At 45.0% G+C, this 13,008-nt stretch carries 7 protein-coding genes and 2 pseudogenes; 8 read left to right on the forward strand and 1 reads right to left on the reverse strand.

The window, feature by feature from the left end; all coding sequences use genetic code 11:
- Window positions 1-39 precede the first annotated feature (39 nt).
- The 4 genes and pseudogenes from BK127_RS25670 to BK127_RS45745 form a co-directional block, all read left to right on the forward strand.
- A complete protein-coding gene (locus BK127_RS25670; RefSeq protein ID WP_076234380.1) occupies window positions 40-1,692 on the forward strand; it encodes an extracellular solute-binding protein in 1,653 nt (550 codons plus the stop codon).
- Between the two features lie 329 nt (window positions 1,693-2,021).
- Window positions 2,022-3,875: a chondroitinase-B domain-containing protein gene (locus BK127_RS25675; protein WP_076234381.1), complete on the forward strand. Its 1,854-nt coding sequence runs from the start codon at window positions 2,022-2,024 to the stop codon at window positions 3,873-3,875.
- Window positions 3,876-3,987: 112 nt separating this feature from the next.
- A complete protein-coding gene (locus BK127_RS25680) occupies window positions 3,988-7,125 on the forward strand; it encodes a discoidin domain-containing protein (protein ID WP_076234382.1) in 3,138 nt (1,045 codons plus the stop codon).
- Between the two features lie 81 nt (window positions 7,126-7,206).
- Window positions 7,207-7,362, forward strand: a pseudogene (locus BK127_RS45745) (hypothetical protein); the annotation flags it as partial.
- Between the two features lie 206 nt (window positions 7,363-7,568).
- Here the strand turns inward: BK127_RS45745 and BK127_RS43870 are convergent.
- The gene (locus BK127_RS43870) at window positions 7,569-7,736 is read right to left on the reverse strand and encodes a hypothetical protein (protein WP_179097598.1); all 168 of its coding nucleotides are present in this window, start codon (window positions 7,734-7,736) and stop codon (window positions 7,569-7,571) included.
- A 689-nt stretch (window positions 7,737-8,425) separates the two neighbouring features.
- Here BK127_RS43870 and BK127_RS45750 point away from each other — a divergent pair.
- From BK127_RS45750 to BK127_RS25700, 4 genes and pseudogenes are all read left to right on the forward strand, one after another.
- Window positions 8,426-8,509, forward strand: a pseudogene (locus BK127_RS45750) (SDR family NAD(P)-dependent oxidoreductase); the annotation flags it as partial.
- 44 nt (window positions 8,510-8,553) lie between these two features.
- Window positions 8,554-9,696 (forward strand): aromatic ring-hydroxylating dioxygenase subunit alpha, encoded by a 1,143-nt coding sequence (locus BK127_RS25690; protein ID WP_256711447.1) that lies wholly within the window; start codon window positions 8,554-8,556, stop codon window positions 9,694-9,696.
- 190 nt (window positions 9,697-9,886) lie between these two features.
- Window positions 9,887-11,272 (forward strand): DHA2 family efflux MFS transporter permease subunit, encoded by a 1,386-nt coding sequence (locus BK127_RS25695; RefSeq protein WP_256711453.1) that lies wholly within the window; start codon window positions 9,887-9,889, stop codon window positions 11,270-11,272.
- A 288-nt stretch (window positions 11,273-11,560) separates the two neighbouring features.
- On the forward strand, window positions 11,561-12,559 hold the full coding sequence (locus BK127_RS25700) for an ABC transporter substrate-binding protein (protein WP_076234383.1): 999 nt from the start codon (window positions 11,561-11,563) through the stop codon (window positions 12,557-12,559).
- Window positions 12,560-13,008: the final 449 nt, after the last annotated feature.

A 13,008-nucleotide genomic window follows, 5' to 3' on the forward strand; every position in this document is an offset into this window, starting at 1 on the left:
ATTAGAAGAAAAATTAATTTCTCAGGGGGTATATGTTATATGTTAAAAAGAAAATCCACGCACTCACTATTGGCATGTGTCCTGTTCGGCAGTGTTTTGGTCGGTTGCGCTAGCGACAAGTCCACAAGCAATCCATCGGCGGCATCGGATACGAACGGTACCGAATCACTATCGATGCCCATAACGCAAAAACCGATTACGATAAAATGGTATCAACGAAATTATGTGGAAACCGAATTGAAGAGCATGGGAGAAATGGAAGTGTTTAAAGAGCTGGAAAAGCGAACGGGGATCCATATTGAATTCGTGCATCCGCCTAATACCCCCGATGCCTTGAACGTCATGCTGGCTTCAGGCGATTATCCGGATGTCATTTTCTGGGATTGGTCCAGTGTTCCACGCGGTTTAACCGGCCTTATTAACGATGGGGTCGCGATTAAGCTAAACGATTACATGGACAAGTATGCGATTAATTACAAAAAAGCGCTTGTCAAACATCCGGATGTAAAGAAATTCGTTACACTTGATGATGGCACGTATCCTGCATTTTTTCAATTGGATCCCGATCCTCTGAGAACGAGCTATAACGGCCTGATTACCCGCAAGGATTGGTTGGATAAGCTGGGCTTGAAGCCACCCACAACGATTGACGAATGGCATACAGTATTAAAGGCTTTTAAAGAAAAAGATCCCAACGGCAATGGCAAGGCGGATGAGATTCCTTACAGTATCGCCAAAACCCCTAGCGGAACCGCGCTTGGAGGGATCGGAAGCGGTATGTCCGAATTCACCGCAGCATGGGGAATATTAGACGGATTTTACAAGGACCCTGCCAGCGGAAAGCTGATGTATGGGCCGTTGCAGCCACAGTATAAAGATTATCTGACAACAATGGCCAGTTGGTATAAAGAAGGACTCATTGATTCAGAATTCGCCTCGACGGACTCTAAAGGCTTGACGACGAAACTGCAGAACGAATTGGTTGGCACCACTTTCGGTTCGTTAGGTTCAATCATCGGAAATACGACTACTTTGGCGAGAGCTAAGAATCCAAGCTTCTCATTAATCGGAGTAAAACCACCGATAGGTCCAGGTGGAAAATCGTATAATTATTCTTCACAAACGATCCAAAAGGTCGGTCTTTCGGCTATCATTACCAAATCTTCTAAATACCCAAAAGAAATCATTAGACTGATAGATTATATGTACTCGGATGAAGGCCAGGCGCTCCTGAATTGGGGAATCGAAGGAAAAAGCTATGAGGTGAAGGATGGCAAGAAGTTTTTCACAGATGACATAATGAAAAGCAAGGATGGCAAATCTCCTCAGCAAGCGATTTATCGCTACGCGACACCTGTCTTTGGGCATACAAAAGTAATGGAATACGAACCTTGGAGCCAAATTTCCTTGCCGTTTCCGGAACAACAGGAGTCTATCAAAACATTTGCCAGTGCGGATACTTCCCTGAATACGACATTATCGATTAGCTTAACGACAGACGAGAGCTCCCAATTAGGGTCGCTTATGAGCGATATCAATACTTATAAACAGGAAACGGTACTGAGGATACTTATGGGAGCCGATCCAATAAGCAAAATTGATGAGTTTCAAAAAAGGTTGAAGAGCATGGGGATTGACGAAGCCAATAAGATTTATCAGACCGCTTTCGATCGTTTCAATGCAAGAAAATAAATGCCACTGTAATTAACAGTTTAGTATAATTACCCAATACGAAGCGAGCCTTAGATGAAATTCTAAAGGCTCCTTTTCCTTTTCAATTATAAAAATGGTAAAAAAACACAATTCAATCATAAATAAATTCATTCCAATCTGAATGACGGGGTTGTAAAGTGAAAATTGGAAAAAGAATACAGAAGCAAAATGTAATCGCATACATAAGTTCTTTTTCCATGCTTGAAGCGCCATGAAATTAGGCAGAAGGGGGTTGAGTAAACGAAGATAGTCGGGTGCCTGTGACTGGATAGGGTGCTTTTTAATTAATTATTGAGGATGGTGTAATGATGTTTAATTTTAATCACAAGCAAATTGTCGGTCTCATGCTATGTATTTGTTTGACATTGATGCTGTTTCCAAGCTTAGGCTTTGCGGCGGATGCCAAATTAAACGCTTCTGCTGTTAGCGCAAGCTCGGATGACGGGAATGTACCGGGTAACACGGTTGACGGGGATTTGAATACCCGCTGGTCAGCGAACGGCGATGGGCAATGGATTAAGTACGATCTGGGCAGCAGTAGAAAAGTCTCTTATATCAAAATTGCCTTTTATAACGGCAGTACGAGAACGTCCACATTCGATATTCAAACGTCTACGGATAATACGAATTTTTCTACGGTACAATCCAATGTTACAAGCACTTTAAGCGATGCGCTGCAGACGTTTAACTTCACGGATGTCGATCCTGCTCGTTATGTGAGGATTGTGGGACATGGAAATTCCAGCAATACATGGAACAGCTACACCGAGGCGGAGATTTATGGCGACGTATCCAGCAGCGGAACGACCGTAAATGTATCCACAGCTGCACAATTAACAACAGCTATTAATAATGCGACTGCAGGCACGACGATTGTGCTTGCGAATGGCACATACAATGGTCCTTTCAGCATATCAAGCAAGAACGGAACGGCGAGCAGTCAGATTCTTATCCGGTCGGCGAATCAAAGCCAGGCGATTATTTCGGGCAGCGGGGGCTTTACGCTCAGCAACTCGTCATATGTAACGATCCAGGGCTTGAAGTTCACCAATCAAGGCACTGCGGTCGCTCTATCGAGCTCCGATCATATTCGGATTACTCGCAACCAACTAGCTTTAGCAACGAATACAGCTGCGACGAAATGGATTGTACTCAACGGAACGGGAAGCAGCAACAACTGGATCGATCATAATGAATTCGGTCCGAGACATGATTTGGGTCAAATGATTTCGATTGATGGCACGGGTGGTCAGGTAGAACAGAATACGTTAATTGAATACAATTATTTCCATGATGCTGATCCCCAAACATCGAATGGAGGCGAAACGATCCGCGTCGGCTTATCCGGATTGTCGATGTCGGATGGATTCAATACGATTCAGTATAATTTGTTCGTCAATTGTGACAGTGATGCAGAGGTCGTTTCGGTTAAAAGCAAGAACAATACCGTTCGTTATAATACATTCCGCAACAATAGTGCGCAGGTGACGGCACGACATGGACATAACGATAGCTTTTACGGCAACTTCTTCTTCGGAGACGGGGCTAAAGCATCGGTTGGCGGGTTTCGGATTTATGGCAATGACCATAAGATATACAATAATTATTTTGAAAATTTGACCAGCGCTGCGATCAATATTGACGGCGGCGATTTCGACGCTGGTTCCGCAGGCACTAATTATACGAGTGCGAACTTGACTGCGCATTGGAGAGTTTATCGCGCTCAGGTTACGAATAACACGGTAGTGAACAGTACAGGCAGCAGCTTGGCTGTAGGCTTAAGCTTTACCTATGCTCCAGTGGACAGTGTGATAGCGAATAACATTGCCAAAAGTTCAACAGGGACGCTGTACAATGAAGCGAAAACCTCAAACACCGTATTTGAAGGCAATATTGGATATGGAACGACGCTGAATAATGCTTCCAGAACCTCGGCTGAGATCAGGAACATCAATCCGCTATTTACAACCTCCAACGGCTTGCAAAAATTATCTTCGACCAGCCCGGCTATCGATGCTGCAGTAGGCTCGTATGCATATGTGACGGAAGATATGGATGGGCAAGTGCGTGCGACGAAGGATGTCGGAGCGGATGAATATTCAACTGCGCCAATTGTTCGACAGCCGCTTACTTCAGCAAATGTCGGACCGAACGCGCCTTAGCAGGAGGATACGAGTTACCCGCAATACCTTTGCATTGGCCAATTCGAACAGGGGCTTATACGAAGACAGTAGCGAAGAAATTCAAATATGAAACGAGAAAGGCGATGAATTCATGCACTCCATTCAGAAGAAGAAACCGTTTCATATCTTGCTGGCTGTTATTCTTGCTGTTGCACTCATGCTCCCCAGCCAGGCTTTCCTTCCTTTTGCACATGCAGCGAGTGAGCTAAACTATGCTTTAAATAAACCAGTACCGGGCAAAAGTTCGGATGCGTCCGCTGGCCGGGCTACTGCTGCAGTCGATGGTAATCCCGGTACGTTCTGGCAGCCTCTCTCGAGCGACCGTGTGGACAATCTTAATGTTTGGATGACGGTGGATTTGACAGCTCAGCAAAAGATCAATAAGACAGTTTTGAATTTTGCTAGTACCGAATCCATTGTTAATGGGTATAAAATCTTGTACTCCAATGATAATAGCAATTGGACTGAAGCTTATGCCAAAAGCAGCTCGTCAGGGGCTATACAAGCTCAGGACACGGCCAATTTTAGCGAGGTGATGACAAGGTACATTAGGGTATCTATCGACCTGACGGGTAATTCTCTATTTAAGCTTGGAGAATTTGAAGTCATAGGGGAAGGCGATCCTAACACGCAGCCAGATTTAAAACGCGCATATATTTCTGATACAACGGGCAATGAATACCCTTTGGACTCGACAATAAAGCTGCATAAAAATGAGAGTGCTTCATTAAAGCTTCGAGGCGAGCTCGTAACAGGCAATGAAGCGGATTTATCCGACCCGGGATTCCTCGTGTCCTTGATCAGCTCGAAGCCGGCAGTAGCTTCGGTTAATTCATCTGGCGCGCTGGCTGCGCTGCAATCCGGCATTACTCAAATCACCGGAACGATCAGACAGGGCAGCATTACGATGACAACAAGTATATGGATTGATGTGAGCGATCCTGAGCTGTTGATAGCCGATCTTCAGATGACCCATCCGATTATGACGGTCAAGGTCGGCCAACCCGCGTTTGTAAAGCCTGGAGATGTATATCCTGCCCTTGTGGTTAATCCCTATGTTGAAGCAGTGTTAAATGGCGTGCTTGTAGACAGCGTACAAAATGTCGTATATCGACTGCCTGAAACTTCTTTGAGACCAGGTACTATGCTGCAACTGCAAATACCAGGTACGGTATCGAATATCGGGGAGCATCAAATCCGGCTGACTCTCACACCCACAGGGAAATCGACGCTTTACGACACGTTTTACTTCTTCTCTGCGGATGTCGGTACCATACCAGCAGGTCAAAGCCGCCTTGCATTCATAGGGGCTGGTGGCAAGCTCGTTTATGCTTCGGACTATAAGGGAAATAAACTGATCGATTACTCCGACGCCGGGTACATGGGAGGCGGAGTAAAGCTGCCCGATTTACCGGTTAGATTGACGCTATCGCCTGCCATCAGTGGTGATGACACGGCACGAATTCAAGCGGCGATTGATGAAGTGTCTAATATGCCGCTTTCTGCGGACGGATTCCGTGGGGCCGTCCTTCTCTCTAAAGGGACATATCGAGTGGGAAGCAAGCTTTTTATCCGCAACGGGGGTGTCGTGCTGCGAGGTGAGGGTCAGGGCGAGGACGGAACCATATTATTCGCTACAGGAAAGGAAAAGCGGAATATTCTCGAAATCGGCGGCGCTAGTGGTCCGGTGGTCAGTTCAGCTATAAAAACGACCATTAGCGATCTATATGTTCCGACAGGGGCCCGCAGCTTCCGTGTGGCCGATGCGAGTCAATTCCAGGTGGGGAACTCCGTCATGGTACGTAGAATAGGGAATGACCGATGGATTCACGAGCTTCTTATGGATCAAATTACGGACAGACCGGGAACAGACGGCAGTACGCAGCAATGGACCCCATTCGATTTCAGCTTCGACCGGGTCATTACTAAAATCGAAGGGAATGTCATTACTGTAGACGCTCCTCTAGCGAATGCATTCGAATTGCGTTGGGGAGGGGGAGAACTTCTGGCTTACGATGATCCTGCACGGATCCAGCAGGTCGGGGTCGAAAATATACGTGTCGATGTCAACTTCGACGCTTCCATCATTAAAGCGGATAACGGTGTAAACTATTATGCTGACGATGCTCACCCGGAAACCTTCATCGCGTTCAAGAGCGTCAAAAATGCCTGGGTTCGCGACATCACCGCCCTTCATTTAGGATATGCCATGGTATACACAGGCAGAGATACGAAATGGACGACTACGCAGGACAGCACCGTGCTTGAGATGGCCAGCACACTTGACGGCGGTCGCAGATATCCTTTGTTATATGAAGGGCAGCTCGGCTTGACTCAGCGGGTCAATGTCGATTCGGCAAGACACGCATACATCGTAAGCAGCCGTGTTCCAGGGCCGAACGTTTTCCTTGACGGTGTTGCGACGACCCAATTCAACACAACCGAACCGCATCACCGTTGGTCCGTCGGCGGCTTGTTCGATAATATCGACGCCAACATTGCCATTCAGGATCGTGGATGGCTCGGCAGCGGGCACGGTTGGGCCGGGGCAAACTGGGTGGCCTGGAATACTAAAGGGGGCCTTGCTCTGCAGAATCCCCCGACCGCACAAAATTATGCAGTCGGTTTCACAGGAACAGTAAGTAAACCGTTTCTTCCAAATAAGGATGACATGAGGACGCGCGAGGGCGGCTATTGGGAAAGCCTCGGTACATCCGTTTATCCGCGAAGCCTGTACTTGCAGCAGCTGCAGGATCGCGTGGGAAGCGATGCTGTAATCAATATCGGAAAGTATTTTTACGGAGAGCCCAAGCTAAGCAGCTTGACCGTTAGTGAGGGACAGCTTAGCCCAGCGTTTACTGCTCAACAAACAGACTATGAGGCGAGTGTTACGTACAACGTGTATAAGCTTACGGTCACTCCTTTTGCAGTTGATACAGGCGCAAGCTTGCGGGTCAACGGAACTCCGGTTGCTAGCGGGCAAGCGAGCCAGGAGATTGGATTAGGCTATGGCGCCAATACTGTCGAGATTTCCGTCTACTCTCCAAGCAATCTTGCGTTCAGAACCTATAAAGTGAAGGTCAACAGAGCACAGCCGCAGCTGCAGTCCATTGCTTTCAAGTCTGGATTTATATTCGTAAAGACCGGTGAATCCCAAACGACCGAGGTTCAGGGGGCATATGAGGACGGAAGTACAAAAGCATTGATATCGGGAGTGGTTTACCGGTAAGCCAGGAGAAACTCACACAACGGTTGTACAGGCGGTGTATTCAGATCGTAGCAGTAACAGGTAACGGCGGGAGTCACTTACCGCTCATCCAACAGTGCTGTAGTCCAAGTAGACGCAAACGGTATTGTCAAGGCGATAAAGGCAGGTAAAGCGGACATTATCGTCGATTACGGCGGTGAGCAAGAGAGGGTTAAGGTAAACGTAACTACCTCGAGTGGTGGACATGGGTTCGACTAGGGGTATTTTATTTCTAACGGAACAATAAGATTCAATGCTACCGTTATTGCCTACGATCCGGCTGCATTAAACTTGATTCGAAGATTTACGATGAAGTATTGAGAGTAAGAGCCTTGACTGCCCGGATGAATGGCATTCGTGCTCTCTGGCTGCCACCCCTTTTATACGTATCAAAGAAGCCGGCCCATTGGGCGGCTTCTGCTCGTTTACTTCGTAATTTGGATGAGAGCGATCTGGATTTTCGCTTCCGGCATACCGGAATAAATTTTCGGACCGTCAATGGGATCCGATCCGAGATATTGTTGGAAAATTGCCAGTGCCGTCTTCCCGCTGTTCGGTCCGTCGGAATTGATCGTTACTGTGGTGGCAAACACGGTACTCGCGAGAAACAGATGCTAAGGTCAAGGCAACGGTCATTTGGAAATATTTCCCTGTCATTACATAATCCCTCCTCATCCTAATTGCACTCCATAGCGAGTCATACAATCAGCCATCCGTTCTCCTTTCCAATAGGATGATGTAATTGTAATGGAATCTTTTCCATGTAAACATGAGTTTTCTTGTACCGAGGGAACGAAAAATGTCCAAACGTTTTTACAATTTCATCATTAAACTAACCTTCCTTTTGTAAATAGGCGGTTAGCATTTCGTGAATCTCCCGGTCACCTTCGACAATGAGAAGTTTTGAAGCTATATTGTCCACCCCTCAGTAGTTCATATCTAAGCCCTCATCTTGTTGACAAGGTTAGGGCTATTTGATGCATACCCAGATACTCTCGTACCTCTACGAGCTTGAAATTTCTGTGTACAATATAAGTTTAGTAAGCGAAAAAATAAAAAGATTGACTTTTTGTTGTGATAATGCAGGTGCTTGACAGGCATATGATACGATAAAAAAGTTAAAAGTTCTCCTCTACATCTGCTTTCCTAGTTACATGTGACTGGAGCCTAAATGATGGGCTTATATCTTTATCATCCTGAGTTAACCTTTCTAACAGGTTGTAGAGAGAACATTTGATAAACAAAAAGGAGGAGATGTCATATGAGCACAAATTAAGTCGCTTTGGTTACTGGAGAGTCTCGGGGAATTGGAGAAGCTATTGTAAGACGTCTTGATTGCGAGGGCACATCCGTAGCATTTCCCTATGCAGCTCACAGCAAAAAGGAGTCAACAATGCTGGGGTATCAAGCATGAAGCTTTATGATCAGCTTTCAATCGAAGAGTTCGATTATATGATTGCTGTGAGTTCGCTCCATATTTTCAGCCGTACAAGTAATTGCACCTCAACACTTCGTTCTGTCAGTTTTTATGCAATTCCAGTGAAAATTGAAAAAAGACTAAAATCATTAGGAGGAAATTTCTTGAAGAAAGATTATTTGTTAAATGAGTGGCATTGCGTATACCTTGCATCTGAATTAAAAGAAGAACCACAGCAAGTTTTTGTTTTAGGGGAAAGAGTGGTTATATATCGAACAAAAACTGAGGTTCATGCTTTTAAGGATCTATGCATCCATCGTGGCGCAGCTCTTTCGCTCGGTAAAGTTAAAAATGGAATGCTAGTCTGCCCATATCATGCTTGGGAATACAATACTGCAGGAGAATGCGAAAAAATACCGGCTTTACCCTCTGGAAAGGCGATTCCTAGTAAGGCGAAAGCTACAGTCTATCGGTGCATTGAACACATTGGGTTTATATGGGTTAATATCGGTGAAGACCCAGCCCCATTAGTTGCATTTCCTGAATATGATCAAGATGAATACCGGACAGTCGCTATAGGACCTTATGATGTCAAAGCTAATGCACCACGTATTGTTGAGAACTTTTTAGATATTGCTCATTTAATGTTCGTACATGAAGGGATGCTTGGTGATGCAGATCATGCAGAAATCCCTGTGTTTGATATTAATTTTACGGATGGTCGTTTTATAACAAGCGAAATACTGCTCTACCAACCTAATCCGGATGGTCGATCCAGTGAAGGGTACTCAAATTATGTGTACGAAATTTTATCACCGATGACTGCTCGATTTAAAAAGAAAGCTCAGGATTCAAATAATGAATTTTCGTTTTTCATTACTGTTGTTCAAGAAAAAGAAGAACAAACAAAAGTTTTTATGCTACATTCAAGAAATTTCGAGCTAGATCAACCTGATGAACCGTATACAAAATTTACAGATATATTGCTAAAGCAAGATATTGAAATTATTGAGAGTCAAAAACCTGAATTATTACCTCTAGATTTGCAAGAAGAAATGCATCTGAAATCAGACGCTATCAGCATCGCTTATCGTAGGTGGCTTAAAAAGTTAGGTGTAGAAACTGGGATTATTTAACGAAATGATTGATATAGTCCTACAATAATTTTGACTTTCTATTATTGTATCTGGCCGGATGTCGGAATTTAGTACTAATTGGTTTTCATTAAAGAATGAAGTTTTTTACAGAAGCAGGAGCGTGATTTGTTTGCAAGCAAGTATAGAAGCGGAGCAACAAGCTGTTAAAAGTGTTAGAGTGTTTCCAATTATGGCATCATTGATGCTTGCTGGTTTTGTTGGTACGTTCAATGAAACAGCGCTAAATATTGCACTCAGTAATTTTATTCAAGTATTTTCTATTAGTACATCTATTGCTCAATGGTTGACAACTGGTTATTTGCTCACACTGGGTATTCTAATTCCGTTGTCCGGATTATTGATGCAATGGTTTACAACAAGACAGCTTTTCTTGACAGCGGCCATTGTCTCTCTCGGAGGTGCGGGTATCGGGGGGATGGCGGGAAGCTTCGAGGTTCTACTGACAGGCCGTATCTTACAAGCTACTGGGACTGGACTTCTTCTGCCACTCATGTTTAATATGGTATTTATTATATTTCCCGCCCACAAACGCGGTATGGCGATGGGGCTTGTTACTATGATATTTACTGCTGCCCCGGCTGTGGGCCCCACCGTTTCGGGATTGTTAATTGCAAATTTAAGCTGGCACTGGATATTTTGGCTCTCCTTCGTATTAATGCTCATCGCATTGCTCGTTGGAAGTTTATATATGCAAAATGTATCTACGATTACAAAGCCACGTATTGACTTGTTCTCCTTAGCCGTGTCAACAGTTGGTTTTGGCGGCATTGTGTTCGGATTTAGTCACGCTGGTGAAGGAGATGCCGGATGGAATAGCGCGATGGTCGTTTGGCCGCTAATTGTTGGAGGGGTTGCGCTTATCTTATTTGTTTATCGTCAATTGACGATGGAAAGACCATTAATGAATGTGAAAGCTTTTAAGCATCCGATGTTTCTTGTAGGTACCCTATTAATTTTTGTATGTATGTCGATTAACATCTCTTCCATGTTGTTATTGCCGATGTTTTTAATCCGAGTGTTAGAAATGAGTACGTTATCGGCAGCGATTATCCTTCTTCCTGGTGGAATTGTAATGGGGCTATCATCCCCTTTGATCGGCCGCCTGTTTGATAAATTCGGCCCAAGGTTTCTAGTTATTCCGGGTCTTGTCCTGGCGGCGGTTGCGCTTTGGTTCTTCTCGGATATTACCGCTATATCAACAACTGCTTTCATTGTAACGTTGCATGTTTGTTTAATGATTGGCATTGCATTGGTATGGATGCCTGCGCAAACCAATGGGATGAATCAACTACCGCGCGAGATGCATCGGGACGGGACGGCAATTATGAACTCGCTGATTCAAGTTGCAGGTGCGATTGGTATGGCCGTAACGGTGAGTATAATGACTGCTGGTGGAAATAAGTACATGAAAGCAGCATCGATGGCAACCGAGTCACCGATTACGCCAGAAGCGCTTGCTGCCGGTATTCAGGATGCATTTTTGTTTGTGTTGTCAGTTGCAGTAGCAGGCGCAATCGTTGGACTAATGATTAAACGTGTAAAAGTCTCCCGTTAAGCGGAGTTCCTTACCATATAACCGGAAGCTTTTCGTTAAAACAGAAGGGGCCAGGCTATGGTGTGGACTTTAAGCTCTCCAAATTTTACTAAGTACTGGTCAGCATAGATAGCTTCCATTGATGGGTAAATTTTGAAAATCACGTTAATGAGGTTAATTGACAACAGGTATGATAATGATTATCATTATCTGATGTAAATGCTTCTGGTGTGGGGAGCCGTCCCCCGCATACGAGCTAGTCAGCATTCCTCTTTAACACAATCTATCATCATATGTGGAGGTAACACCATGAATAAGAAACGAATTTACCCATTGTTAGGACTGCTGTTAGGTGCTGCAATAGTAGGAATCGGATGCTCTAGCACAACTAATAATAGCGGAGAAGGCAGCAATTCACCGTCAGCCTCTTCAGGATCGTCTGCAACAGCGAAGCCCGCTGCTGAACGTGTGATGAAGGATGCGCTAGGTCACGAAGTGAGCATACCGGCAAAACCCGAGAGAATTATCGCCTCCTATCTTGAGGATCATCTAGTTGCTCTTGGAGTCAAACCGGCTGCCCAATGGTCGATCAACAATGGAAAGTCGGTGCAGAACTACCTTCAGAAGGAGCTGAAGGGGATTCCCACCATACCAAGCGATCTGCCATTCGAATCGGTCATGAGCTTCGCTCCGGACTTAATCCTCGTGGACAGTGCGGAGCAAGTAGCCGGGGACAAATATGCCCAATATGCTAAAATAGCACCGACATTCACCGTAGGGAGCGGCGTCAACAATGACTGGCGGCAGGAGTTCATGACTGTAGCCGAAGTATTGAATAAAAGCGAAGAAGCTAAGAAGGTTTTGGTAAGCTACGATTTAAAGGTGAAAGAAGCCAAGGAGAAATTGAAGCAGGAGATCGGAACCAAATCCGTGGCTGTTCTCTGGGTAACTAACAAAAATGTATATGTGCCTAACGAGAAGCTGTCCTGCGGTGACGTTCTGTACCGGGACCTGGGTCTTACCGTACCGGAAGAGATTAAGCAAATATCCAAAACAGCTACAGCAAACTGGAATCCTATTGCCATGGAGAAGCTTGCTCAAATGAATATTGACTATATGTTTATTGTGAACAGCAAGGGAGTTGCGAATGAGGAGATCCTAAAGGACCCGGTTTGGGCCGGCATTCCAGCTGTCAAAAACGGGCAGGTATTCCAATATGACGATACTGCAAGCTGGCTGTATACAGGTATCATTGCAAATAGCCAGATGGTAGACAATGTTCTGGAGCGAATCTTGAAGAAAATATAACTGGCAATCACAGCTTTGTCTGGTTTGCCGGCAGCAGCGGCAGCCCCAAAAACTTAGATCGCTCTCACCGCAAACAGTCCAGGCTTTTGAGCAGATGGATGATTGGTATCATATACATACGACCTGGACAGGTGACGCATGGTTATATCATCCTAACGCTTCCTCAACATGATGGGTTATAAGACAGGCAAGGACTTCGGAACTGAAGTCTTTGCCTGTTATTTTGCGTGCATTGCTGCACGACTCCGTTCGTAGTCTGATCCTTATTAGTCGTATGTAGGTCGAATTTTCCTAATAATGGATGATTAAATAGGATTACTTCACATGTATTTAGGATTGGTAGGGGCGTGAAGCTGAGGCAGGTCCACAGATGTTTACAGGCAAATAAGATTATTTTAAGTTGTCCGGCTGTGTACTAAGATGATAGAGGATACAAACTGGCCAGTGTC

The sequence above is a fragment of the Paenibacillus sp. FSL H7-0331 genome, from assembly GCF_001956045.1.

Bases quoted from the DNA above. Each gene is read 5' to 3' on its own strand.
- BK127_RS25670 (WP_076234380.1), top strand. From the start codon at position 40: ATGTTAAAAAGAAAATCCACGCACTCACTATTGGCATGTGTCCTGTTC.
- BK127_RS25675 (WP_076234381.1), top strand. From the start codon at position 2,022: ATGTTTAATTTTAATCACAAGCAAATTGTCGGTCTCATGCTATGTATT.
- BK127_RS25680 (WP_076234382.1), top strand. From the start codon at position 3,988: ATGCACTCCATTCAGAAGAAGAAACCGTTTCATATCTTGCTGGCTGTT.
- BK127_RS25690 (WP_256711447.1), top strand. From the start codon at position 8,554: ATGAAGCTTTATGATCAGCTTTCAATCGAAGAGTTCGATTATATGATT.
- BK127_RS25695 (WP_256711453.1), top strand. From the start codon at position 9,887: ATGGCATCATTGATGCTTGCTGGTTTTGTTGGTACGTTCAATGAAACA.
- BK127_RS25700 (WP_076234383.1), top strand. From the start codon at position 11,561: ATGAATAAGAAACGAATTTACCCATTGTTAGGACTGCTGTTAGGTGCT.